24 protein-coding genes are annotated in these 24,444 nt (G+C 61.3%); 11 read left to right on the top strand and 13 right to left on the bottom strand.

The annotated features are described in order from the left end of the window. Nucleotides 1–132 precede the first annotated feature (132 nt). Nucleotides 133–1,041: a LysR family transcriptional regulator gene (locus AC3IX1_RS06320; protein ID WP_489387530.1), complete on the bottom strand. Its 909-nt coding sequence runs from the start codon at nt 1,039–1,041 to the stop codon at nt 133–135. 106 nt (nt 1,042–1,147) lie between these two features. Here AC3IX1_RS06320 and AC3IX1_RS06315 point away from each other — a divergent pair, with 106 nt between their 5' ends. The 3 genes from AC3IX1_RS06315 to AC3IX1_RS06305 all read left to right on the top strand — a co-directional run bounded on the left by AC3IX1_RS06315 (nt 1,148) and on the right by AC3IX1_RS06305 (nt 4,232). Further along, nucleotides 1,148–1,744, top strand: a complete 597-nt coding sequence (locus AC3IX1_RS06315; protein WP_489387529.1) for a short chain dehydrogenase — start codon at nt 1,148–1,150, stop codon at nt 1,742–1,744. A 110-nt stretch (nt 1,745–1,854) separates the two neighbouring features. Beyond that, entirely contained in the window at nt 1,855–2,523 is a 669-nt protein-coding gene (locus tag AC3IX1_RS06310) for a COG3650 family protein (protein ID WP_489387528.1), read from the top strand. 95 nt (nt 2,524–2,618) lie between these two features. Then, entirely contained in the window at nt 2,619–4,232 is a 1,614-nt protein-coding gene (locus AC3IX1_RS06305) for an NAD(P)/FAD-dependent oxidoreductase (RefSeq protein ID WP_489387527.1), read from the top strand. A gap of 116 nt (nt 4,233–4,348) precedes the next feature. Here AC3IX1_RS06305 and AC3IX1_RS06300 read toward each other — a convergent pair whose 3' ends face one another. Next, nucleotides 4,349–5,446, bottom strand: coding sequence for a PLP-dependent cysteine synthase family protein (locus AC3IX1_RS06300; protein WP_489388694.1), 1,098 nt, complete (start codon nt 5,444–5,446; stop codon nt 4,349–4,351). A 247-nt stretch (nt 5,447–5,693) separates the two neighbouring features. Here AC3IX1_RS06300 and nhaA point away from each other — a divergent pair, with 247 nt between their 5' ends. Beyond that, nucleotides 5,694–6,881 carry a Na+/H+ antiporter NhaA gene (gene nhaA, locus AC3IX1_RS06295; protein ID WP_489387526.1) on the top strand — a complete coding sequence of 396 codons (1,188 nt, stop codon included), beginning with the start codon at nt 5,694–5,696 and terminating at the stop codon, nt 6,879–6,881. Nucleotides 6,882–6,985: 104 nt separating this feature from the next. Here the strand turns inward: nhaA and AC3IX1_RS06290 are convergent, their stop codons facing one another. Further along, a complete protein-coding gene (locus AC3IX1_RS06290) occupies nt 6,986–7,450 on the bottom strand; it encodes an outer membrane lipoprotein (RefSeq protein ID WP_056720838.1) in 465 nt (154 codons plus the stop codon). A gap of 165 nt (nt 7,451–7,615) precedes the next feature. Between AC3IX1_RS06290 and AC3IX1_RS06285 the strand changes: the two genes are divergently transcribed. Next, nucleotides 7,616–7,852 (top strand): hypothetical protein, encoded by a 237-nt coding sequence (locus AC3IX1_RS06285; protein WP_489387525.1) that lies wholly within the window; start codon nt 7,616–7,618, stop codon nt 7,850–7,852. A 5-nt stretch (nt 7,853–7,857) separates the two neighbouring features. Here the strand turns inward: AC3IX1_RS06285 and pdxH are convergent, their stop codons facing one another. The 5 genes from pdxH to dinG form a co-directional block, all read right to left on the bottom strand. Continuing rightward, nucleotides 7,858–8,505, bottom strand: coding sequence for a pyridoxamine 5'-phosphate oxidase (gene pdxH / locus AC3IX1_RS06280; RefSeq protein ID WP_489387524.1), 648 nt, complete (start codon nt 8,503–8,505; stop codon nt 7,858–7,860). A 24-nt stretch (nt 8,506–8,529) separates the two neighbouring features. Next, on the bottom strand, nt 8,530–9,537 hold the full coding sequence (locus AC3IX1_RS06275; protein WP_489387523.1) for an OmpA family protein: 1,008 nt from the start codon (nt 9,535–9,537) through the stop codon (nt 8,530–8,532). Between the two features lie 113 nt (nt 9,538–9,650). Further along, nucleotides 9,651–10,796: a serine hydrolase domain-containing protein gene (locus AC3IX1_RS06270; protein WP_489387522.1), complete on the bottom strand. Its 1,146-nt coding sequence runs from the start codon at nt 10,794–10,796 to the stop codon at nt 9,651–9,653. 231 nt (nt 10,797–11,027) lie between these two features. After that, nucleotides 11,028–13,439 (bottom strand): beta-galactosidase, encoded by a 2,412-nt coding sequence (locus AC3IX1_RS06265; RefSeq protein WP_489387521.1) that lies wholly within the window; start codon nt 13,437–13,439, stop codon nt 11,028–11,030. Nucleotides 13,440–13,535: 96 nt separating this feature from the next. Further along, nucleotides 13,536–15,680: an ATP-dependent DNA helicase DinG gene (gene dinG / locus AC3IX1_RS06260; RefSeq protein ID WP_007992389.1), complete on the bottom strand. Its 2,145-nt coding sequence runs from the start codon at nt 15,678–15,680 to the stop codon at nt 13,536–13,538. A gap of 99 nt (nt 15,681–15,779) precedes the next feature. Here dinG and AC3IX1_RS06255 point away from each other — a divergent pair, with 99 nt between their 5' ends. Further along, nucleotides 15,780–16,244, top strand: a complete 465-nt coding sequence (locus AC3IX1_RS06255; RefSeq protein WP_489387520.1) for a CopD family protein — start codon at nt 15,780–15,782, stop codon at nt 16,242–16,244. Between the two features lie 178 nt (nt 16,245–16,422). Here the strand turns inward: AC3IX1_RS06255 and AC3IX1_RS06250 are convergent, their stop codons facing one another. From AC3IX1_RS06250 to AC3IX1_RS06235, 4 genes are all read right to left on the bottom strand, one after another. Then, nucleotides 16,423–17,181: a collagen-like triple helix repeat-containing protein gene (locus AC3IX1_RS06250; protein WP_489387519.1), complete on the bottom strand. Its 759-nt coding sequence runs from the start codon at nt 17,179–17,181 to the stop codon at nt 16,423–16,425. Further along, complete coding sequence (locus AC3IX1_RS06245; protein ID WP_489387518.1) at nt 17,174–17,452, bottom strand: DUF1145 domain-containing protein; 279 nt, start codon at nt 17,450–17,452, stop codon at nt 17,174–17,176. Before AC3IX1_RS06245 ends, AC3IX1_RS06250 begins: the two co-directional genes overlap by 8 nt. 148 nt (nt 17,453–17,600) lie before the next feature. After that, on the bottom strand, nt 17,601–18,308 hold the full coding sequence (locus AC3IX1_RS06240) for a PA1041 family peptidoglycan-binding anchor lipoprotein (protein WP_489387517.1): 708 nt from the start codon (nt 18,306–18,308) through the stop codon (nt 17,601–17,603). 91 nt (nt 18,309–18,399) lie between these two features. Beyond that, the gene (locus AC3IX1_RS06235; protein ID WP_489387516.1) at nt 18,400–19,089 is read right to left on the bottom strand and encodes a PA1041 family peptidoglycan-binding anchor lipoprotein; all 690 of its coding nucleotides are present in this window, start codon (nt 19,087–19,089) and stop codon (nt 18,400–18,402) included. Nucleotides 19,090–19,278: 189 nt separating this feature from the next. On the opposite strand from AC3IX1_RS06235, the gene AC3IX1_RS06230 reads away from it, so the two are divergent. From AC3IX1_RS06230 to AC3IX1_RS06215, 4 genes are all read left to right on the top strand, one after another. Further along, nucleotides 19,279–19,776, top strand: coding sequence for a DUF6231 family protein (locus AC3IX1_RS06230; protein ID WP_489387515.1), 498 nt, complete (start codon nt 19,279–19,281; stop codon nt 19,774–19,776). Between the two features lie 4 nt (nt 19,777–19,780). After that, nucleotides 19,781–20,257 (top strand): YchJ family protein, encoded by a 477-nt coding sequence (locus AC3IX1_RS06225; RefSeq protein WP_489387514.1) that lies wholly within the window; start codon nt 19,781–19,783, stop codon nt 20,255–20,257. Nucleotides 20,258–20,346: 89 nt separating this feature from the next. Next, complete coding sequence (locus tag AC3IX1_RS06220; RefSeq protein ID WP_489387513.1) at nt 20,347–20,841, top strand: LEA/WHy family protein; 495 nt, start codon at nt 20,347–20,349, stop codon at nt 20,839–20,841. After that, nucleotides 20,838–21,044, top strand: a complete 207-nt coding sequence (locus AC3IX1_RS06215; RefSeq protein WP_007955014.1) for an SEC-C metal-binding domain-containing protein — start codon at nt 20,838–20,840, stop codon at nt 21,042–21,044. Before AC3IX1_RS06220 ends, AC3IX1_RS06215 begins: the two co-directional genes overlap by 4 nt. Nucleotides 21,045–21,215: 171 nt before the next feature. Here AC3IX1_RS06215 and AC3IX1_RS06210 read toward each other — a convergent pair whose 3' ends face one another. Further along, nucleotides 21,216–21,773, bottom strand: coding sequence for a cysteine hydrolase family protein (locus tag AC3IX1_RS06210; protein ID WP_489387512.1), 558 nt, complete (start codon nt 21,771–21,773; stop codon nt 21,216–21,218). 193 nt (nt 21,774–21,966) lie between these two features. Between AC3IX1_RS06210 and AC3IX1_RS06205 the strand changes: the two genes are divergently transcribed. Further along, entirely contained in the window at nt 21,967–24,417 is a 2,451-nt protein-coding gene (locus tag AC3IX1_RS06205; protein WP_489387511.1) for a penicillin acylase family protein, read from the top strand. Nucleotides 24,418–24,444: the final 27 nt, after the last annotated feature.

Here is a 24,444-nt window from a genome sequence, read left to right as displayed (position 1 = left end):
ACAATCTCACCAACAACACAGAACCCTGTAGGAGTGAGCCTGCTCGCGATGGCGGTGGGTCAGGTACATCTCTTTTGAATTTGAAATTACTATCGCGAGCAGGCTCACTCCTACAGAGGTTCGAGTGATGATTTAGAGCCGATCCAAAACCTCCCCACTGCGCTTGAACCACCCGATCAAATAATCCGCCAGCACCTGCGTGCGCTTGGGCAAACCGCCCTGATACGGATGCACCAGGTACATCGGCATGCTGCGGGTCTGATAATCGCGCAGGAGCCATCGCAAACGTCCGTCAGCCAATTCCGTCGACAAACAGTAAGACGGCAGGCGCGCAATACCGGCGCCGACCAGTGCGGCTTTCTTCAACAGGTTGTAGTGGTTACTGGCGAACGGCCCTGACACCCGCACCCGCAACAACTCATGCTGCTGGTGATACAGCCATTCTTCGCGACCGCTGTAATGGCTGTTGAGCAGGCAGCGATGCTCGGCCAATTCCTGGGGGGTTTGCGGTTCACCGTATTGCTCCAGATAGGCCGGGCTGGCACAGGTCAGTTCCTGCCAGGCCAGCAGTGGACGCGCCACCAGTCGCTGGTCAATGGCCACATCGGAACGAATCGCCAGATCGAAGCCGTCGCGGGACAGATCGCGGTAGCTGTTGTTGAGTTCCAGCTCGATCTGCACCTGGGGATACTTGGCGGAGAACTCCAGCAACAGGCCATCGAAGAAGGTTTCCCCGAGCGACACCGGCACCGTCATCCGCACCGGGCCGGCCATATCGTCCTTCAGGCGCGCCAGGGCCTGGCGTGCCCGCTCGACTTGCACCACCAGCGCCTGGGCCTGCGGCAACAACGCAGCACCGGCGGCGGTCAGGCTCAAGCGGCGGGTGGTGCGCTGCAACAGCACCACGGAAAACTGCGCTTCCAGCTGGCTGATGCGTTTGGACAGCTGGCCTTTGCTGCAACCAAGCTGCTGCGCCGCCAGGGTAAAACTCCCCGCTTCGATCAACACCGCGAACGCCGCCAGGTCATCCATCTCGCTCATGGATTGTTTCCATTTGAAAACCAAAGGTTGCCTATTAGTGCGCTTATCCGGAGAAAAAACCACCCTAAACTGAAACCTCGTTCAACCCACACGAGGATCAGCCCCCATGAAAATTCTTTTGATCGGCGCAGGCGGCACCATCGGTTCGGCCGTCGACAAGGAACTGTCGCAACGCCACGAAATCATCCGCATCGGTCGCACCAGCGGCGACTTCCAGGTGAACATCAGCGACAGCGCCTCGATTCGCAAACTGTTCGAGCAAACCGGCAAATTCGATGCACTGGTGTGTGCCGCCGGCAACGTGACCTTCGCACCGCTCAACGAGATGACCGAAGAGAGCTTTGCCCTGGGCCTGAAAGACAAGCTCATGGGCCAGGTCAACCTGCTGCTGATCGGCCGCGAGTTCGCCAATGACGGCGCTTCATTCACCTTCACCACCGGCGTGCTCAGCCACGATCCGATCTACAGCGGTGCGTCGGCAGCACTGGTCAACGGTGCACTGGACAGCTTCGTCCGCGCCGCCGCCATCGAACTGCCGCGCGGCTTGCGCGTGAACTCGATCAGCCCGAACGTCCTGGTCGAAGCCATGGGCAAATACGCGCCGTACTTCCGTGGCTTCAAGCCGGTTCCAGCGGCAGATGTGGCTTTGGCCTACGCCAAAAGCGTGGAAGGCCTGCAAACAGGTCAGACCTTTCACATCTGAAGATAAAAAATCGCAACCTGCATCAGCGCCAATACAAAGTGGAGACGATAACGGGTTGTGATGAACGGTCAGGCTGAGTAACGTGGCGGCACCTGTCAGGAGACCCCAAGATGCGTGTTGCCCGTTCCTTAGTCCTCGTTGCCCTGCTTCCGCTGTTCGCCGCTTGCCAGTTATTCGAGGGTGAACGGCAGAGCGCCTCCCATGTCGGCCAGACACGCATGCAAGGCCAGTTGACCGCGGCGGACGGCAAACTGCTGTTCCAGCCGTGCAACCAGGCAAGCCGCTACGTGGTCAACGATACGGGCGGTACCAGTGTCCTGCAGCAGGCCGCAAATCTCGCGGACAAGCAGGGCAAGCTGTTTGCCGACGTGCGCGGGCGGGTTGTGGCCGGCAGCGGTGGTGACGGCCAGCTCGACCTGGAGCAGTTGTACCGCGTCGAGCGCTCGGGCAACGCGTGCGACGATCCGAACTTCAAGCTGCTGATCCTGCGCGCAGCCGGCCATACCCCGGAGTGGAGCGTGAAAGTCAGCGGCAAAGGCATGGTCCTCGACCGGGCCGGCCAGCCACCGTTGGCCGTGCCTTACGTCGAGGAGCAACTGGGCGATGGCCGTTTCAACCTCAGCACCGAAGCCAACAACCAGCACATCGAACTGTGGGTTGCACCGCAACGTTGCGTCGACAGCAGCACCGGCAGCATCCAGCACATGAGCGCCGAACTGCGCATCGATGGTCAGGTACAGCGCGGCTGCGGGTATTTCGGCGGATCGCGCGACGACTGATCGTTTAAGCCTCACGGGCCTGCGCCTTTGGGGCTTATAATCGCGGGCTTCAAACGCCCTGGCGCAGTTGTGCGCCCCGCGAACCGGATCCCGCCATGTTACGAATCACCGAACTCAAGTTGCCGATCGACCATCCCGAAGAAGACCTGCGCCCTGCCATCGTGCAGCGCTTAGGGCTTGCCAGCGATGACCTGCTCGATTTCACCTTGTTCAAGCGCAGCTACGATGCGCGCAAAAAGTCCTCCGAACTGTGCTTCATCTACACCATCGACCTTGAAGTTCGCGATGAGGCGTCGATACTGCACAAGTTTGCCGATGACCGTAACGTCAGCGTGGCGCCGGATGTCAGCTACAAAGAAGTCGGCCAGGCGCCGACCGACCTGAGTGCACGCCCGATCGTTGTCGGCTTCGGCCCGTGCGGGATTTTCGCCGGGCTGCTGCTGGCGCAAATGGGCTTCAAGCCGATCATCCTCGAGCGCGGCACCGAAGTACGCCAGCGCACCAAGGACACCTGGGGCCTGTGGCGCAAAAGCGTGCTCAACCCGGAATCCAACGTGCAGTTCGGTGAAGGCGGCGCGGGGACATTCTCCGACGGCAAGCTCTACAGCCAGATCAAGGACCCGAAATTCCTCGGCCGCAAAGTCCTGCACGAATTCGTCAAGGCCGGTGCCCCGGAAGAAATCCTCTACGTCAGCAAGCCGCACATCGGTACGTTCCGCCTTACCGGCGTGGTGGAAAACATGCGTGAGCAGATTCGCGCCCTGGGCGGTGAAGTGCGCTTCCAGCAGCGTGTCACCGACGTGTTGATCGAAGACGGCCAACTGGTCGGCGTCGAGCTCAATGGCGGTGAGCAGATCCACTCCAGACACGTGATCCTGGCCCTCGGCCACAGCGCCCGCGACACCTTCCGCATGCTCCACGGCCGAGGCGTGTTCATGGAAGCCAAGCCGTTCTCGGTGGGTTTCCGCATCGAGCACCCGCAGTCGCTGATCGACCGTGCGCGCCTGGGCAAATACGCCGGCCACCCGAAACTGGGCGCTGCCGACTACAAACTGGTGCACCACGCCAAGAACGGTCGTTCGGTCTACAGTTTCTGCATGTGCCCGGGCGGCACCGTGGTGGCGGCGACTTCCGAGCCGAACCGCGTGGTCACCAACGGCATGAGCCAGTACTCGCGTAACGAGCGCAATGCCAACTCCGGTATCGTCGTCGGCATCACCCCGGAAGTCGATTATCCGGGTGGCCCGCTGGCCGGTATCGAATTACAGGAACGCCTGGAATCCCACGCATTCGTGCTGGGCGGCAGCAACTACGAAGCGCCGGCGCAGTTGGTCGGCGATTTTATCGCGGGCAAACCTTCCACCGAACTGGGCAGCGTCGAGCCATCCTACAAGCCGGGTGTTGCCCTGGGTGATCTGGCGCTGGCGCTGCCGGCATTCGCCATCGAAGCAATTCGCGAAGCCTTGCCGGCATTCGAGAAGCAGATTCGTGGTTACTCGCTGCACGACGCGGTGTTGACCGGCATCGAGACCCGCACCTCCTCGCCGCTGCGCATTACCCGCAACGAGTCGCTGCAGAGCCTGAATGTGAAGGGCTTGTTCCCGGCCGGTGAAGGCGCGGGTTATGCGGGCGGGATTCTGTCGGCGGGTGTTGACGGGATTCGCATTGCCGAGGCAGTGGCCCGCGACATTCTGGGCCTCGAAGCCTAACGCAAATCCCCTGTAGGAGTGAGCCTGCTCGCGATAGCGGTAGATCAGTCAACATCACTGTTGAATGCTGATCCGCCATCGCGAGCAGGCTCACTCCTACATTGGTATTCAGCGCCTTAGATATTGGCGCGCAACACCGAGGTCGGCAGCGCCTCACCCCGCTCCACCGTCGCCGCCACCGCAGCCATCAAACCGCTCAATTCATACCCCTGAGCCTTGAGCCAGTCCTGATCGTAATAGGTCGTGGCGTAGCGCTCGCCGCTGTCACACAGAATCGCCACCATCGACCCCGTCTCACCTGCCGCCTTCATGTGCTGGGCGGCCATCAGTGCACCGATCAGGTTGGTCCCGCTCGATCCGCCCACATGCCGTCCCAGACGCTCCGCCAGGTAGTGCATGGCCGCCAGTGACAAGGCATCCGGAACCTTGACCATGGCGTCGATCACCTTGGGCAAAAACGATGCTTCCACACGTGGCCGGCCAATGCCCTCAATGCGCGAGCCGTGGTCCAGACGCAGGCTGGCATCGCCGGTCTGGTAGTAATCGAAAAACACCGAACGCTCGGCATCGGCACACAGCACGCGGGTGCCATGCTGGCGATAACGCACGTATCGGCCCAGGGTGGCCGTGGTACCGCCGGTACCGGGGCTGGAAATCAGCCAGCTCGGCTCGGGATGCTGCTCGAAACGCATCTGCTGAAAGATCGACTCGGCAATGTTGTTGTTGGCTCGCCAGTCGGTGGCGCGCTCGGCGTAGGTGAACTGGTCGATGAAGTGGCCGTCGTGTTCGCGAGCCAGACGCTCGGACTCGGCGTAGATCTGGGTCGGATCGTCCACCAGGTGGCTTTGGCCACCGTAGAAGGCGATCTGCGCGATCTTCTCTTTGGACGTGGTCGCCGGCATCACCGCAATGAACGGCAAGCCCAGCATGCGCGCGAAATATGCTTCGGAAATCGCCGTCGAACCACTGGAAGCCTCAATGACCGGCGCACCGGGCTTGAGCCAGCCGTTACACAACGCATACAGGAACAGTGAACGGGCCAGGCGGTGCTTGAGGCTGCCCGTGGGGTGACTTGACTCATCCTTGAAGTACAACTCGATGCCTGGAAAACCCGGCAGCGGCAAAGGGATCAAGTGGGTGTCGGCGCTGCGCTGGAAATCGGCTTCGATGATCCGGATCGCTTCGCGGGACCACTGTCGGTTGTCGCTCATGATGGTTTTCTCGTTGAATCGGGCAGGAGTCGGCCTTTTGAAAAGGCTTACTTAACAAGCTTAGGAAAAAACCTGCAGCCAGCACAGGTACAGCTGAGATCCAATACGCCAGGCAACTGCTAGGCTCAGGTCGGTGCTGGCGGATCACTCTGTAACGGCATATAACAAAAAAGAATATAACTTTTGTTTTAACAACTAACAGTACTTGTTAGGGTGTAACACCTTTTGAGTTCACAGATGGAGAGCGACCTTGCCTCTGCGTAGCACTTTCACGCGTTTCCTTCAGTTGGAAGCTGCCAGCGGTCTGTTACTGATCGCCGCTGCCGTTCTGGCTCTGATTATCAACAACTCACCGCTGTCGTGGCTTTACGGTGGCCTGCTGGACACCCCCGTGGTCGCCCAGATCGGCGCGCTGAAAATCGCCAAGCCGTTACTGCTGTGGATCAACGACGGCCTGATGGCACTGTTCTTCCTGCTGATCGGCCTGGAAGTGAAGCGCGAAGTCCTCGACGGCCAGTTGTCCAAGCCGTCGCAGATCGTCCTGCCCGGTGCCGCCGCCATTGGTGGCATGGTGGTGCCGGCGCTGATCTACTGGTACCTCAATCGCGATACGCCACCGGCCCTCAACGGCTGGGCAATCCCGACCGCCACCGACATCGCCTTCGCCCTTGGCGTGCTGGCGCTGCTGGGCAAACGGGTTCCGGTTTCGCTGAAACTGTTCCTGATGACCCTGGCGATCATCGACGACCTCGGCGCGATCATCATCATTGCGATCTTCTACTCCGGCGCGCTGTCGACCTTGTCCCTGGCGTTGGCCGCGGCCTGTATTGCGGCGCTGATCGGGATGAACCGGTTCGGGGTGGTCAAGCTCGGACCGTACATGATCATTGGCTTGATCCTCTGGGTCTGCGTGCTCAAGAGCGGTGTCCACGCCACCCTGGCCGGCGTGACCCTGGCTTTCTGCATTCCGCTGCGTACGAAAAATGCCGAGCCTTCGCCATTGCTGACCCTGGAACACGCCCTGCATCCGTGGGTGGCCTACGGCATCCTGCCGCTGTTCGCCTTTGCCAACGCCGGCCTGTCCCTGAGCGGTGTCACCGTCGAAAGCTTCACTCACCACGTCCCCATGGGCATTGCCGCCGGACTGCTGCTGGGCAAGACCGTCGGGGTCTTCGGCCTGACCTGGCTGGCCGTGAAAATCGGTATTGCCACCCTGCCCCAAGGCGCCAATTGGGGCCAGATACTGGGCGTGGCGATTCTCTGCGGCATCGGTTTCACGATGAGTCTGTTTGTCGGCTCGCTGGCCTTCGAGCCGGGTGTGAGTGATTTCGCCGGGATGGACCGCATGGGGATCTTGACCGGTTCGATTCTGGCGGCGCTGATCGGTTATGTGGTGACGGCAATGGCGAGCAGCAAGAACACCGCGCTGGCCTCCTGATAAACAGCGATAATGCCTGGCGCCAATCAAGACTCACCTGAGCTGAAAAACAAAAAACCCGATCAGTCACCTGATCGGGTTTTTTGTTTATCCGGTGTTTGCGCTTAGTGCGAAACGCGGCTGGTGCCATTCACACTTGCGATGCGCACACGCTCGCCAACACGGAATACTTCGTTCGGCTGAACTTCCTGAACGTAGGCGCGCATGCTGCCATCGTCTTCGCGTACGGTGATTTCCACGCCCTGGGTGCGGGTCAGGCCTTCTTCTGCGGCCGAACCGATCAGGCCGCCAGCGACTGCGCCAATGACCGCCGCAACGATACTGCCCTTGCCGCCGCCAATGGAGCTGCCGCCAACGCCGCCGACCACTGCACCTGCAGCGCCGCCGATCGGGGTTTTGGTGCCTTCGATTTTCACCGGACGCAGTGCTTCGATGGTGCCCATGCGAACGGTCTGCACACGACGCGCCTCGTCACGGGAGTAGGAGTCACCGGTCAGGCTCGATTGGCAACCAGTGAGCAACATCGCCATCGTGGAAAAGGAAGCAACCAGCAAAACAGACTTACGCATAGCATCAACTCCAAAGAAACAGTTATTCATTAAACTCCGCAGCTTGACGCCTGTCACGGCATCGCCCGGGTAAAATTGGTTTGATTCAGGCTCCGTTAAGGCACCTCCACGAACTCACACAGTAGCGGCAAATTCGGAAAACTGCCCCACTGGCCAAGGATTTCAATGGACTACTTTATCATCGTCGTCACGACTGTTGCCGGTTTGTACTTCCATTGGTGGCTGTACGTGCGGATCAAACGCTGGATGGACCGCGACCTGGCGCTATCGCTGGCGGGCAAGGACGAGCAGAAAAAGGCCTTCATGCTCGAACGATTGGCGAGTGCCCGGGCGCAAAAGATCAAGCGTCGAGACCTGCCGAAGTGGCTGGAGGCCGCTGCGGCAGGCTATCCCGATCGGTAGGCCGCTCAGGGTGCCAGACGTTCAAGAGTCCAGTCGGCACCCTGCTGGCGGTAATTGAGGCGGTCGTGCAGGCGGCTTGGGCGGCCCTGCCAGAATTCGATGCGTTCCGGCAGCAGGCGATAACCGCCCCAGTGTTCCGGGCAATGGGGCTGGGTGTCGCTGAAACGTTGCTCGGTGTCCTTGAGCAGCGCTTCGAGCTCGCTACGATCGGCGATCACCCGGCTCTGCGGCGACGCCCAAGCCCCCAGGCGACTGCCCAGTGGGCGGACCTGATAATAGGCGTCGGACTCCTCAGGCGTCACCTTCACAACCCGCCCTTCGATACGCACCTGGCGCTCCAGCGCCGGCCAGAAAAACGTCATGGCCGCGAACGGATTCGCAGCCAGATGTTGGCCCTTGGCGCTTTCGTAGTTGGTGAAAAAGGTGAAGCCCTGCTCGTCCAGGCCCTTGAGCAACAGAATGCGACAGTGCGGTCGACCGTCCTGGTCGACAGTGGCCAGGGTCATCGCGTTGGCTTCCACCGGCGCCTGCTCGGTTTTCACCGCGTCGGCGAACCACTGGTGGAACAGTGCGAACGGCTCGGCCGGGGCTTGTGCCTCGGTCAGGCCATCACGGGTGTAGTCACGACGCATATCAGCCAGGCCCTGGGTCATGGCGCATTCCTTTTGGTTAACGAGTCACTGCTTTGCAGTATCGGTGGCAGCGACTTTCTTGTCAGCCGTGGAGGCTTTGGCTGGCGTGGTTTTCTTCACTGGCGTTGCAGTTTTCGCAGGTGTTTTCTTGGCCGGCGCTTTTTTCGCTGGCGCTTTTTTCGTCGCTGGAACAGCAGCCTTTTTAGTCGCAGGGGCCGGTGTCACAGGCTTGGAGACCGGCTTGGCGTCCGTGGCAGCAACCATGGTCACCGGTGCCGGAGCCGGCATGTTGTACTTGCTCAGCAGTGCGACCATGGTGTTTTGCGGGGTCACCAGCAGTTCCACGCGACGGTTCAACGCACGACCTTGCACGCTGTCGTTGGCTGCACGCGGCGCATCACCGCCAAGGCCGCGCAGCATCAAGCGATCACGCTGCAAACCACTGAGACGGAAAATCGCCGCAACGGACTGGGCACGCTCCTGGCTCAACTTGACGTTGGCAGGCGCAGCGCCGGATGTATCGCTGTGGCCGAGGATCAGCACAGCGGTCTTTGGATCGGCTTCAAGGATCTTGGCAACGCGGGTGAACGGTCCGAGCGTGACCGGCAGCAACATGGCCGGACGATCAGGGTTGAACGAGCCTTCGACCGGCGCAGTCACCACCAGCACGTTTTCGCGGCGCTCGAGTTGCATGTTGCTGCCCTTGACCGCCTCGCGCAGTCGCGGCTCGTAATCGTCAAGCCAGGCCTGGGTGACTTTCGGGTCGGGCATCGGCACAACCTTGGCGGTGCTCTGCTCGCTACCGCCGAACGGCCACCACCACTTGCTGCCGCTATCGGCTTCGGCCTTGGCCACCGCAACGGGTTTGACTGCGGGTTTCACCTCCGGCTTGGCCACGGGCTTGCCGGCGCTGTCGTCGGAACCGAACGGCCAGTACCAGTGGCTGCCGCTTTCAGTCTTGGCGACAGGTGCCGTCGCGTCTTTCTGTGGAGTCTGTGCGCAACCGGTAATAGCGAAGCACAGGGCCAAAGCGAGGGTTTTATTGGATGACATTGGATATCCACAAAAATGAAGTCAAAAAAATCAGGCCACATTGGCCGGTAGAAGCAGACGCTTTGAAACTGGAAAGGCTAACGGGTTCCAGCCCTGGAACCCGATAGTCGTTTTTACAGACAAGTGGCCAGAACCCGCACCAGCTTTTGTGCGCGCGGGTCCATCAAGACGTACGGCCCCAGGGTATTTGTCACAAATCCGAAAGCCACATCGTGCTCCGGGTCGGCAAAACCAATGGAACCGCCGGCACCCGGATGACCAAACGCCCGCGGGCCAAGGCCGAAGGTGGCATTGGCAACGTCCGGTTGATCGAGCATGCACCCCAGGCCGAAACGGGTCCGGGTCAGTAAAGTCTTGTCCTCGCCGAGGCTGTGCTCACGAGTCAATTCATCGAGCATTTCGCTTTCCAGCAGGCTGCCGTCGAGCAGACCGGCGTAGAACCCGGCCAGACTGCGAGCATTGCCATGACCATTGGCGGCCGGCTGCTGCATGCGTCGCCACTCGGGCTTGTTGGTGCTGGTCATGATCGACGGTGGATTGGTAAACGCCCGGGTCGTCATGGCCGTTGGCTCACGCATGGTCACTTGCAACAGGCGCTGGGCGGCGGCATCGCCGATATTGCCCTTGCCCCGGGCGATGTGGGCCACGCGATGGAATTCTTCGTCAGCCAGCCCCACGTGGAAGTCCAGGCCCAACGGCTTGGCGACCCGCGCGACGATGGATTCACCCGGCCCGCGACCGTCGGCACGGCGCAGCAATTCGCCGACCAGCCAGCCATAGGTGATCGCCGCGTAACCGTGGCCTTCGCCCGGCGTCCACCACGGTGTTTCGGCAGCCAGGGCGTCGACCATGGTTTGCCAGTCGTAAAGGGCTTCGGGGGCCAGCAACTCGCGCAATGCCGGAAGGCCGGCCTGATGGCAGAGCAATTGACGCAGGGTGACGGACTCTTTGCCCGCTGCGGCAAATTCGGGCCAGTAGCGCGCAACCGGGGCATCCAGTTGCAGCTTGCCTTCGGCCACCAGTTGCAGCGCGGTGACGGCGGTAAAGGTCTTGGTGCAGGAGAACAGGTTGGCGATGGTGTCGCTGTGCCAGGCCTCGGCCCCGTCCTTGTCGGCAGTGCCGGCCCACAGATCGACGACGGTTTCGCCGCCGACCTGGATGCACAACGCTGCGCCACGCTCCTGGGGATCGTCGAACAGCGCCGCGAACGCCTCTCGCACCGCTTCGAACTTAAGCTCGTAATGACCCTGAATCTGCACCCGCAACTCCCTGGATTAACGCTCTACAAAGTGGTCGGCATTGTTCCAGCCCTTGAGGGTTTTGGGAACAGGGTTGGGCTGGATGGTTGTCTTGCCACCAAGCTTTTGTGGCGAGGGGGCTTGCCCCCGCTGGAGTGCGCAGCGCTCCCAAAGTCTTGGGCAGTTGCCGAGATTCTGGGGTCGCTACGCAACCCAACGGGGGCAAGCCCCCTCGCCACAGGGTTTCAGTTTTTAATGGCCATTGCCGGAATGCCCGCCAGCGCCCTTCCCCGGCCCCTTGCCGGCCTCGGCCTTGCGACCGCCCTCGGCGTCGTGGCTGGCTTTGTCGGCGGCGGCCGCAGCCTTCTCGGCCTCTTTGCCCAGTTGCTCGACTGTCGCCAGGTTGCTCTTGCGCACGCTGTCGACAAAGCCCTGGAACGGCAAATCAGTGATGCCCACCAACCCGAAGTGACCGTTTTCACCATCAAGCAGGCGCCCGGTGACCGGTTGATCGAGGTACTGGAACCAATGCACACCGACAATCGACGGCTCGCTCAATGCCTGCTTGAGGAAGTTAGCGTACGCCGGGCCGCGGTCCTCTTCCTTCAACAACAGCGTGACGCCTCCCCAGAAGGGGCCACGATCAGCCGAGCCGAAATTGAACTCGGTGATCAGCACCGGTTTGTCGAGACTGCGCAGCTTGGCGAAGTCGTAGCCATCCTGGGGTTGCAGGGTGTACATGTTGAAGCTCAACACGTCGCAATACTGGGCGCAGGACTCCACGGCTTCCGGTGTGCTGATGGCGAAACGGCCGCCGAGCAGCAACTGGTTCGGCGCGTGCCACTTGAGTGAGTCGGAGATGGTCTTGAAGTAAGTGTCGGCAAAGACCTTCTGGAAGTATTTGAAGTCGGCTTCGATTTCCGGGTGCTCGGCGCTCGGCAGCGGTGGCACGAACCCCGGATCTTCCATCAGTTCCCAGGCAGGCAGATCAATGCCCCAGGCCTTCGACAGGCCAGCCTGATTGCGGTACTTGTCGCGCAGTTGCTTGAGGAATGCGCGCTTGGCCGGCACGTCGGTGGTCATTTTCAAGGTGCCGTAGGCCAGGGCATAACGGGCTTTCGGGTCGTCGCCGGGACCGGCCCAGCCCAGTTCGTTGTCGGCGTAGTAACCGATCAGCCACGGATCGTCACGATGGTCGCGGGCAGCAATCGCCACTGCACGCTCGGTGGCCATGGCGAAACGCGGGTCGAAGGGATCGGGCATGCCGCCCCACCAGTCGGTGCCGGTGCTGATGCTGGCGTAGTCACCGACAATCGACAGCGGCAAGGTGTACGGCACGCGATCAGCGTCGCCCAGTACGGGGGCGCTCCAGTTGCCGATGGTGTTGAAGCCCCAGGCCTGCAAGCGATCAAGGGTGTGAGTGGCCCAGCGCTGTTCGTTCAACAGCGCTTTGCACGGTTCGACAGATTCTGGCTCTGCGGCTTTCGCGACCGTAGCCTCAACCGCATCCGCCTTAGCTGCCGCAGCGACTCCTGCCTTGGTATCGCTACCCTTCACGCACGGATCGCCATACAGACGCTGCAGGTTGGCACCGTAGAAGTCGTACCAGCGACCGGCATTGTAGCCACGCCCTTGATCGGCACCGTTGCCGCCACGGTTGTCGCCTTCGCCGTAGTGGCTGGCAAGTGTGTCATCTGCTTTGGGCAGGGATTCGAACATCCACTCGCGACCGGCAACGTAGGTCGGGTTGACGTCTGCAGCGACGGTGTTAACCCCTAGTGAATAAAACGGATGGCCTTGCGGTGTCACCAGATACCAGCGTCCGTCGCGTTTCTCGGTGCGGAAAAAGCCACTGGCCTTGAAGGTCGGGCCTTTGGTCAAACCGCCGAATTTGTCCAGGGAGGACTTTTCGCGCTCGGCCAGCCAGGTTTTCAGTTGCTGCTGCTCCTTGCTGGCGGCGCTTTTCAGTTGTTCGTCGCTGCTGACTTTTTCCGGCCATTTGGTCCGGGTCGACTGGCCATATGCATCTACCAATCCGCCGTACACGGCCTGGGTGACCGACTCGCCGTCCTGCACACCAAAGCGCTCCAGCAGGATGCTTTGCGCGGCTTTGGGCTGGTCCATCGACAAGCTCACCGATACCACCTGGCTGCGATCCAGTTCACCGGCGCTGCTGGCCAGCAACACACGCTGGCCCTCGACGGTCATCGGCATCGGCGGGCCAGCCTTCATGCCCTGGCTCAGCGGTGATGTCGCTTGCAGAGGTACCAACAGGGTTTGCGCAGGCCCCGCCGGCAGATCGACGCGGCTGACCAGTGTCTTGCCGTCGTTGCTCTGGATGGTCACGTACAGGGTCAAGGCCCAGTTCATCGCGCTCTGGATCCGCAGGCTCATGACGCCCGACTGCGACCAGTCCCAGGCGCCGGTTTGCGGGGTCAGGCGCAAAGTCGGCCGGGCGACCGGGTTGAACGTCACCCGGCGCAGCACTTCGCCTTCGGGGGTTTGCTCGGCGTTGGATTGCGGCAGGCTGGCGTCCTGAGTCGCCACCTGGACCACATCGGCGGGGCGCACAAAGTTGAACAGCGTCTGCTGGCTGGCGGGGGCGGCCAACAGCGGTGTTGCGAACATCAGGGCAAAAACAGCAGGCAACGAACGGCAAATCATGAGAACGAATTTCTCCCTAACGACCTTCAATGGGCCAGTGGAAAAGCGATGGCAGAGAGATAGACAACGCGGTGGGCAAAACTGCCCACCGGTGCTTCAGGAAATTTCTCGACGGAACGGCGGCAACGCATTGAGGATGGCTTTGCCATAGCGCTGGGTCACGAGGCGCCGGTCGAGCAAGGTGATGGTGCCGCGGTCTTCTTCGGTGCGCAGCAAGCGACCGCAGGCCTGGACCAGCTTCAGCGAGGCGTCCGGCACGGAGATTTCCATGAACGGATTACCGCCCCGGGCTTCGATCCACTCGGCCAGTGCGGCCTCGACCGGATCATCGGGTACCGAGAATGGAATCTTGGCAATGACCACGTGCTCGCAATAAGCGCCGGGCAAGTCGACCCCTTCGGCGAAGCTCGCCAGGCCGAACAACACGCTGGAATCCCCGCCATCGACCCGCGCCTTGTGCTTGTTCAGGGTTTCCTGTTTCGACAGGTTGCCCTGGATGAACACTTGCTTGCGCCAGTCGCGGTCGAGGCCGTCGAAGACGTCCTGCATCTGTTTACGCGAGGAAAACAGCACCAGGGTGCCCCGCGAGCCTTCGACCAACTCAGGCAGGTCACGAATGATCGCGGCGGTATGCGCCGCTGCATCACGGGGATCGGCGTTCAGGTTCGGCACCCGCAACACACCGGCGTCAGCGTGATGGAAGGGGCTTGGCACCACCGCCGTCACGGCTTTTTTCGGCAGGCCGGCGCGCATGCGGAAGCGGTCGAAGGTACCGAGGGCCGTCAAGGTCGCCGACGTCACCAGGCAGCCATAGGCCACGTTCCACAGGTTGCGCCGAAGCATTTCCGCCGCAAGGATGGGGCTTGCGTTGACCTCGATATCGAACAGCGAACCGCTTTCGGCCAGGGTCAGCCAGCGGGCCATGGGCGGGTTGTCTTCCGGGTCTTCGACGGTGAAGGCGGTCCACAACTCCCAGTTGCCGGAAGAACGCGAAAGCAGGCTGCCGAACAGCGGATACCACTCCTCGGCCTGGTTGCTGGCGATGCCGATGTTGACCTCGCCGTCCATGCCTTCCTTGAGCAGCTCGGTCAGGCGGGTGAACAGATCGGTCAGCCGTGCGAAGCCTTTCTTCAGCTCGATGCCCATTTCACGCATGTGTTCGGGAATCACCCCGCCGACGAATCGGTGACGCGGGCGTTCGCGGCCTTCGACGTCTTCGCCGGGTTTGAAATCGGCAATCTGTTCGCACGCGGTGAACATGAACTGCTGCTGGGTCTTGATCTCCCGCGCCAGCTCCGGGACCTGCTCGATCAACTTGCCCAGGTCCCCCGGCAGCGGGTGCTGGGCCAGAAGCTTGGTGAGGTTCTTGGCGGTGGTTTCCAGCCAGTCGGCGGTGGAGCGCAGGCGCGTGTAATGGGCGAAGTGGCCGATGGCCTTGTCCGGCAGGTGATGGCCTTCGTCGAACACGTAGATGGTGTCGCGCGGGTCCGGCAGCACAGCGCCGCCGCCCAGGGCCAGGTCGGCCAGGACCATGTCGTGGTTGGTGACGATCACGTCGACCTTGCCCATGCCTTCGCGGGCCTTGTAGAAGGCGCACTGGCCGAAGTTCGGGCAATGACGGTTGGTGCACTGGCTGTGGTCGGTGGTCAGGCGCGCCCAATCGGCGTCTTCCAGGGCGGTGGACCAACTGTCGCGGTCGCCGTCCCACTTATTGCCGGCGAGTTTTTCGATCATGCTGGTGAACAGCTTCTGGCTGGCCTCGTCGACCTCGATCTTGAAACCTTCTTCTTCGAACAACTGCGCCGTGGCGGTTTGCGCGTGACCTTCCTGGAGCAACATGTCGAGCTTGGACAGGCACATGTAGCGCCCGCGCCCCTTGGCCAGGGCGAAGCTGAAATTCAGCCCGCTGTTGCGCATCAGGTCAGGCAAGTCCTTGTAGACGATCTGCTCTTGCAGGGCCACGGTGGCCGTGGCGATCACCAGGCGTTTGCCGGCGGCCTTCGCCGTGGGGATCGCCGCCAGGCTGTAGGCCACGGTCTTGCCGGTACCGGTGCCGGCTTCCACCGCGACAATCGCGGGGTCGCCACTGCGCCGGCCTTCGTCGTCGGTGTCGATGTCACCCAGGACCTTGGCGACTTCGGCGATCATCAGGCGTTGGCCATAACGCGGCTTGAGGCTCTTGGCTTCGAGAAAACGCGAGTAGGCGCCCTGGATCGTGGTTTTGAGTTCAGTGCTGATCATGGATTGTCGGGCGCAAAAAACGCTGGATAAATTTTCAGTGGTTCGGTTCGGCCGCTATCATACCCCGCTAATTAATCCCGCGCAGAACGGAGTAACCCAATGACACCTTTTAGCCTTATTTATAGCCTGCATGTACTGGCGGCCCTGGTCTGGGTCGGCGGCATGTTTTTCGCCTGGATGGTCCTGCGCCCCGCTGCGATCAAGGCACTTGAAGGCCCTGCCCGGCTGAAGCTGTGGGTTGAAGTGTTTCAAGGTTTTTTCCGCTGGGTCTGGGTGGCGGTGGTGCTGTTGCCGGTCAGCGGCGTGGGCATGCTGCACATGCAATTCAATGGTTTTGAAGCCGCGCCGCGTTATGTGCAGGTGATGATGGGCCTGTATGTGGTGATGACCGCGCTGTTTATCCGTATCCAGGCGCTGATGCTGCCGGAACTGCGCACCGCCGTGGCCGAGCAGGATTGGCCAGCCGGTGCAGCGGTGCTGGGGCGGATCCGCAAGTTGGTGGGGATCAATCTGCTGGTGGGGTTGGCTGTGGTGGCGATTGCTGCGGCTCGGCCGATGTTTTGAATCTGCCGAGCTTTTGTGGCGAGGGGGCTTGTCGGAACGCCGCATCGCCCCGTTGGGCCGCGAAGCGGCCCCAATTCCGGCAATCGCAATACTGCTGAAGGTTAGCGGTGTCTGGTTTTACGACTGCTTCGCAGCCGAACGGGGGCAAGCCCCCTCACCACAGGGCTCTCGGTGTTGCTTACAACCGCTGCACTGTCACCGAACCCGCTGCACCTTCCGGCCCAGGCTGACCATCAGCCCCGGGCTTACCGCTCTTGCCGCCATCAGCCTTGTAAATCAGGCAGCCCTTGGCCTTGCCACCCGCGCCCGGTTTGCCGCCAGGGCCGGCCAGGCCACCGGCACCGCCGGCCACCTGAACCTTGATCCGGTCTGCCGGGAAGTCGTGCGGCACTGCCAGTTTGACCAGCGCCCCCGGTGCTCCCGGCTGACCATTGCTGCCATCACTGCCATCGGCACCGCGCCCCGCCTGACCCCAGGTGCAGCCCGGTTCCTGGCCGTTGGCCCCATCAAGACCAACGAACCCCGGTGCGCCCGCACCACCGCGAGCATCAACGATCAATTGCGCTGCGTTCAGTGTCTTGATCTGCAAATCAAGGCTGCGTCCGGATCGAGCGGCCTTCTGGTAAGTCCCGGGGGCGCCACGGGAGGTAATCTGGCTGCCTTCGGACAAATCGGCGCGACGGACCTTCAGCGCCAACGCCTGTTCCCCCGGCACGATGGCAATGCGCGCTTCACGCCCCAGATGCAATTCACCCACGGTGACTTCCGTGACGTTCGAAGGAATCAGCAAGGTGCCGTAATCGGCCACTTCCAGGCGTTCCAGTTGCAGGGTGCTGGCGGTGTTGGGCAAGCGCATCAGCGAGTTGGTTTCGACACTCACCACCTGTGCGCTGGCCAATGGGCTGATGAGTGCGGCGAGCAGACAGAGTTTACGCATGGGAAGCCTTCGAAGCGGTGGGGGCTGGAATGGTTTGCAGGTGGAACACGCCGAAAATGACGATCTTCAGGCGGTCAAGCCAGGGATGGGCACGACCTCGAAGGCTGCGATAGCACAGCAACGCTTCCAGAAGATGGATGAACCCCAACAAGCCGCCGACCAGGTTGACCAACGGGTGCAGCGGAAAGACAAACGGTGTGAGCAGATTGACCAGCACTACCGACCAGAACAGCAAGATCAGCAACCGCCCCAGCCCCCATAAGACTTTCATACGCGCCCCCGATGAGAATTATTGTTTGCGCGCACAGTAACGGCTTCCACGCGGGATAAGCCAGAGGGCAACGGAAAAATCTTCTTGATGGCCGCCGAACGGCCGTCGCAGCGATCACAGCAGTCGCCCGACGGCTCTATCTCTTGGCTCAGCGGTTTATATGCAGCTCCACGCGACGGTTTTTCGCCCGGCCTTCTTCTGTTTCGTTATCGGCAATCGGTTGGCTCTTGCCCTTGCCTTCGCTGGTGACTTTGTTCGGCGCCACACCCTGGCTCAACAGGTATTCCGCCACGCTGCTGGCACGCCGCTCCGACAAGGCCTGGTTATAGGCATCCGAACCGACGCTGTCGGTATGACCGACCACCTTGATGCTGACCACATCGGCATCCTCGAACTTGCTCATCAACGCATCCAGTTGACTCTTCGCCGTCGGGGTCAGGTCGGATTGATTGAAGACAAACAGTACATCGCTCAGAGTAATGACTTCGGATTGCGCAGGCTCGGCCTGGACGCTGTCCGGGTACTGCGGCACCGGGCAGCCGCGATGGTCGACCGGGGTATTGGCGGGAGTATCAGCGCAACGGTCGCGTCGGTCGAAAACGCCGTCGCCGTCTTCGTCGCCATCCTGGGCATAACAGATCAAGCCGCCGGACAAGATACCCAGCGCCGCCCCACCCGCGGCCCAACCGCCACTCTCGATTGCACCCAGGCCACCACCGACCAGGCCGCCGATGAGGCTGCAAATTGGCCAGGTGCGTTGATTGAGGGGGGCAGTGCCATCGCTGTGGGTCGCGCAGCCGGTCAAGAGGCTGCCAAGTAGCAGAACCGGCAAGACGGTCCTTGTGAGAACGATCATGTTGAAAGCTCCTGTGTCACCGGCCAATACCGGTTACACAGGAGTAAAGACCCGCATCCGCGACTGCACAAGGCGCGGATACGAGGGGAGCTTAACGCTGGATTTTGATTTCCGTACGACGGTTCTGTGCACGACCGTCAGCGGTTTTGTTGTCCGCAACTGGCTGGCTCTCACCGGCACCGACAACCGACACGAAGTTGCTGCGAGGTACGCCTTGCTCGATAAGGTACTCAACCACCGAGTGGGCGCGTTTATCAGACAGTTTCTGGTTGTAGGTGTCGCTGCCCACGCTGTCGGTATGGCCGGTTACGGTCAGTTGAGCAGTCGGGGCTTCCGCTTTCAGGCGAGTAGCAATCTTGTCGAGTACCTGCTTGTCGGACGAAGTGAGCGTGGCTTTATCAAACTGGAAGTGAACATCGCGGATGACGATGGTTTCTTCCTGGACCACAACCACTTCTTCGACCACAGGCGCTGGTGGTGGGCAACCGTTGGCATCGACCTGAACGCCTTTTGGCGTGCCTGGGCACTTGTCGCGACTGTCCGGTACGCCATCGCCGTCTTCGTCGCCATCACCGTGCACCCAGCAATAAGCCGCTGCCGTACCGCCGACGAGCAGAGCACCATACCCTGCCCATGCCGAGCTTTCGGTCGCACCGAGGCCCGCACCCACGACACCACCGACCGCCGCACAGGTCGGCCAGTCGGTTTTCTGCAAACCTGCGCAACCAGTCAAGACACTGGTTAGCAGAACCAAGGGTAATGCTGTCCGAACTATGCTCATCTAGTTTTCTCCTGAAGGATCGGCTTAGAACCGATTCAGGTAGTAAAGACCCGAGTTTTAAACTCCGCCAGCAATAGGCCATGCTGTTTATTAGTGTAATAACGACAGGTTGGCGCTTTTGTCGCAAGGCCGCTCTAGGCCCGAACGCTCGGGCAAGCTAGTCTTGGCAGATCTGATTGGGGATCTTCGATGATTGCAGGTATTTCTTCACGCACACCGCAGCAGGCCCTGGCCGCTTTACTTGACCGATATGCCCCCGCGCGCCTGTTGTTGATCGGCGCCAGCGAGTTCCCGGCACTGCAAGCTTTCAAACTTGCTCACCCGGACAGCTGCGTCGCTTTCGCTGCCCCCGGGCCATTGCCCGCCGAGCTGGCGGCCCGCCGTTTCGACCTGGCCCTGGTGGTCGATTGCCTGGAGCATTTGCCCAAGCGCGACGGCCTGAACCTGCTGGGAGGCATCCGCAACCTCAACGCCAGCCGCATCGCGGTGCTGGCGGATCTGCCGGCCTGTGGTTGGCAGGAAACGGATTTTTTCTCCCTGGCGCTGCAAGCCAGCGAACGATTCCAACGGGACGAACAGGTCCTGACCCTGTTCACCTACGATCTGCTTGAATACAAACAAGTCCCTGACTGGCTCAATTCGCGCTTCTGGGCCAATCCGGAAAACTTCGGGAAATACTGGTGGTAATGCAATGAGTACATCCATTTGCCCTTGCGGCAGCGGTACCCTGCTCGACGCCTGCTGCGGTCACTACCATGCCGGACACCCGGCACCGTGTGCCGAAGCCTTGATGCGCTCGCGCTACAGCGCCTACGTGCTGGGGTTGGTCGACTATCTGGTGGCCACCACCCTGCCCGCCCAACAGGCCGGCCTCGACCGTCAATCGATCAGCGACTGGAGCGCGCAAAGTACGTGGCTGGGCCTTGAGGTGGAAAGCTCCGAAGTGCTGGGCGGCCAGCCTGAACACGCTTTCGTGACCTTCACCGCGCGGTGGCACGACAGTAGTGGCGAGCACAGCCACCGAGAGCGTTCGTCCTTTGTGCAAAACACCGGTCGCTGGTATTTCATCGACCCCACCGTGCAACTCAAACTCGGGCGCAATGACGCCTGCCCGTGCGCGAGTGGGCAGAAGTTCAAGAAGTGTTGCGCGGGGTATTTCAGCAATTAGGACATGGAATGTCCTGCCTGCCTTCGCAGGAGCTGCCGAAGGCTGCGATCTTTTGGGTCTAGACTGGGGCTCAAGGGAGAAATACCACGATGATCATCCGCCGCGGCGCACTCTATCTGCTCACTTTGTTCCTGACACTGGGACTTGGCGGCTGTGCATCGTGGTTCGGTGACGACTTGCCGGACCCCGAGGTCCATCTGGTGAAGATCGAAGTGGTCAGCACCAAACTGCTGGAGCAGAAATTCCTCCTGCATTTTCGCATCGACAACCCCAACTACAGCGACCTGACGGTGCGCAGCCTGGAGTACCGCGTTCACCTGGGTGACATACTGCTGGCCGACGGCGAGTACGAACACTGGTTCACCATCAGCCCCAGGCACAGCGCTTACTTCAAGGTGCCGATCCGCACCAACCTGTGGTCCAAGGTCCGTGAAATGGCCAAACTGCTGAAAAAATCCGATCAGCCCATTCCCTATCGTCTGGAAGGTGAACTGGAAACCGGTATATTCATCGCCCACTACGTGCACCTGGCGCGCAATGGCGTGATAATCGCCGCCGATTTAATTCCGGAGCAACACCGATGACCCAGCAACCCCACGTCCACGGCCCTGACTGTAACCACGATCATGACCATCACCACCATGATCACGACCACGGCCATGTCCATGGTCCGAACTGCGGCCACGCTCACCAGGAACCGGTGCGCAATGCCCTGAAAGATGTCGGCCGCAACGATCCGTGCCCATGCGGCAACGGCAAGAAATTCAAGAAGTGCCACGGCGCTTGATGCTTCGGGCGAAGACTTGCTTCGCCTGTTGAATCGCCTTCGCGAGCAGACCTGTTGTGTGAATGCAGTTCCCTTGTGGGAGCGGGCTTGCTCGCGAAAGCGGTGTGTCAGCCAACAACGATGTTGAATCTTAGGCCCTCTTCGCGAGCAAGCCCGCTCCCACAATAGTTGTCAGTCGTCCATCAGAAGGGTGGCAGCGCTGACCACCGTCGCATACTCGCCGTGCAAATTCCCCAGCGACATCGCATGCACCTCTTCGGCGCTATGGGCATGGCCGAAAAAATCAGCCTTGTCGAAGGTAAAGCACGCATCCTCGGCCACCCACGTATCAAACCCCAGGTTGCCCGCGGTACGCGCCGTGGACTCCACCGAGTTGTTAGTCGCAACGCCCACGATGATCAGCTGCCCGATACCCTCCTCGCGTAATCCAGACTCCAGCCCGGTTGAGCAAAACGCATCCGGCACCTGTTTCTGGATCAAGCGTTCGCCGGCCCTCGGTGCAAAGCGCTCCTGAAACTCCACCCCCGACTGCTGTGGCCAAAACACTGAGTCCTCCGAGCGGGACAGGTGCTGCACATGGATCACCGGCCGACCGGTACGCCGCCAATGACCGAGCAATTCCAGCATGCGCTCTTCAGCCTGGGGATTATTCCTGCGGCCGAGCCTGGGATGCAGGATGCCTTTCTGTTGATCGATGATGATCAGTGCCGCGTTTGCCTTGAGCTCCATGCCGACTGTTCTCCTGGATTGTGAGCAGGTCGCACTTCAACATCCCCCATTGCGACTGGCAAGGCTGTGATCTTTCCGGTTTATCAGACAAATCCTGAAATAACCCTGTACCCCGCTTGCGCGGCCACCTCCCGCTCACTAACGTAGCGCCTTTATTGCGCGCCGCCGCCTCTACCCCCGCAGGAGCTTTGCCATGGCCTCGCCAGCCCTTACTCATTTTCTACCCCGGTTCGGCGTTGCCGCAGCAGTGGCCGGCGTATTGAGCCTGACCGGTTGTCAGAGCTTCAACGCCCAGGACACCCTCCCGCCGACTTCCGGCGTACAGCCGCTCAAGGGCCTGGCGCAGAACGTTTCGGTGCGCCGCAATGCCATGGGCATGCCGCTGATCGAAAGCAACAGCTTCCACGACGCGCTGTTCACCCTCGGTTACGTGCATGCCAGCGACCGCATTACGCAGATGGTCACCCTGCGCCTGCTGGCCCAGGGCCGTTTGGCCGAGATGCACGGTGCCGACCTGCTGGATGCCGACCGCTACATGCGAGCGGTCAACCTGAAGAAAAGTGCTGGCGAGTTGTACAAGGCGTCTTCGCCGCGCCTCAAGCGTTTCTTCGAAGTCTATGCGCGGGGGGTCAACGCTTACCTGTTCCGCTACCGCGACAAACTACCGGCGGATCTGGCAGCCACCGGCTACAAGCCTGAGTACTGGCAGCCGGAAGATTCGGCGCTGATTTTCTGCCTGTTGAACTTCAGCCAGTCGACCAACCTGCCGGAAGAAATTTCCTCGCTGGTACTGGCCCAGACCGTCACCACCGACAAACTGGCATGGCTGACGCCGTCGGCTCCCGACGAAAAACTGCCGGCCGCCGAAAGCGAAAAACTGCAGGGCATCAAGCTAAACGGGCAAGTACCGGGGCTGGCCGAACTCAGTAAGGCCACGGGCCAACTGTCGGACCTCAACCTGCTGGGCGCCACTTCGTCGAACAACTGGGCCATCGCCCCGCAACGCAGCCGCAGCGGCAAAAGCCTGCTGGCCAGTGACAGTCACGGCCCGCTGGGCGTGCCTTCGTTATTCAGTTACGTGCAGATTCGCGCGCCGAAGTATCAGGCGTCCGGCGTGACCATCGCGGGCCTGCCGATGGTGCTTGGCGGTTTCAACGGCAAGGTGGCGTGGAGCATGACGTCCGTGATGGGCGACAACCAGGACCTGTTCCTGGAGAAGATCAAGCGCCAGGGCAGCGGGCTTACCTACGAAAACGCCGGGAAGTGGCAGCCGGCGATCGTGCGCAACGAAACCTACTTCGTGAAAGGCCAGCGGTCGATTCGCGAAGCGGTGTACGAAACCCGCCATGGCCCGCTGCTCAACAGCGCCCAGGGCACCACGCTGGCCAATGGTTTCGGCCTGGCCTTGCAGACGCCGAACTTCACCGACGACAAGACCCTGGACGCGTTTTTCGACCTGTCCCGCGCCCAGACCGTCGAGAAAGCCTCGGATGCCAGCCGCGAAATCCGCGCCATCGCGCTGAACCTGGTGTTCGCCGACGCCAGCCACATCGGCTGGCAAGTCACCGGTCGTTACCCGAACCGCCGTGAAGGCGAAGGCCTGCTGCCCTCGCCGGGCTGGGAAGGTCGTTACGATTGGGACGGTTACGCCGACCCGATGCTGCACCCGTACGACCAGGACCCGGCCCAAGGCTGGCTCGGCACGGCCAACCAGCGGGTCATCCCCCATGGCTACGGCATGCAGTTGTCCAATTCCTGGGCGGCTCCGGAGCGCGGCGAGCGCCTGGCCGAACTGGCCGGCGCAGGCAAGCACGACAGCCGCAGCCTGATCGCCATGCAATACGACCAGACCACCACCTTCGCTGCCAAGCTGAAGAAAATGTTCGAAGCGCCGGGCATGGCCCAACCGCTCAAACAAGCCATGGACGCCTTGCCGGCGGTCGATCGCGCCAAGGCACACGAAGCCTACAGCCGCTTGATGGCGTTCGATGGCAAGCTCAGCCCGACCTCCACGGATGCGGCCATCTACGAACTGTTCCTGCAGGAAAGCTCGCGGCAGATCTTCCTCGATGAACTGGGTCCGGAAAGCAGCCCGGCGTGGAAGGCCTTCGTCGCCGATGGCAAGTTGTCCTACGCAGCCCAGGCCGATCACTTGCTCGGGCGTGAAGACAGCCCGTTCTGGGATGACGTACGTACCGCGCAGAAAGAAGACAAACCGGCCATTCTCGCTCGCAGCCTCGCCGCCGCGATCAGTGCAGGCGACAGCCAGTTGGGCGGCGATCACAAAGCCTGGCAGTGGGGCAAACTGCATCGCTATGAATGGAAAAACAGCAGCGGCCAGACCGTACGCGGACCGCTGCCGGCCGGTGGCGATCACACCACTCTCAACACCGCCGCCTTCGCCTGGGGCCAGGACTTCAACACCACGCTGGCGCCTGCCATGCGCTTTATCGTCGACTTCGGCCAGTCCGAACCGCTGATGGCGCAGAACGGCACTGGCCAGTCCGGCAACCCGGCCAGCCCGAACTACCTCAACAGCATCGAGCCGTGGCTCAAGGGCCAGTACATGAGCCTGCCGATGCAGCCGCAGAACTTCGACAACGCCTATGGCAAGGCGCGGTTGACGCTGACTCCAGGGAAGTAACCCGGACCTTTACCTGTGCGAGTTTGC

The organism is Pseudomonas sp. KH_046_2 (assembly GCF_057838985.1).
Note: the sequence above shows the minus strand (reverse complement) of the source record. Positions and strands in the feature narration are given on the sequence as shown.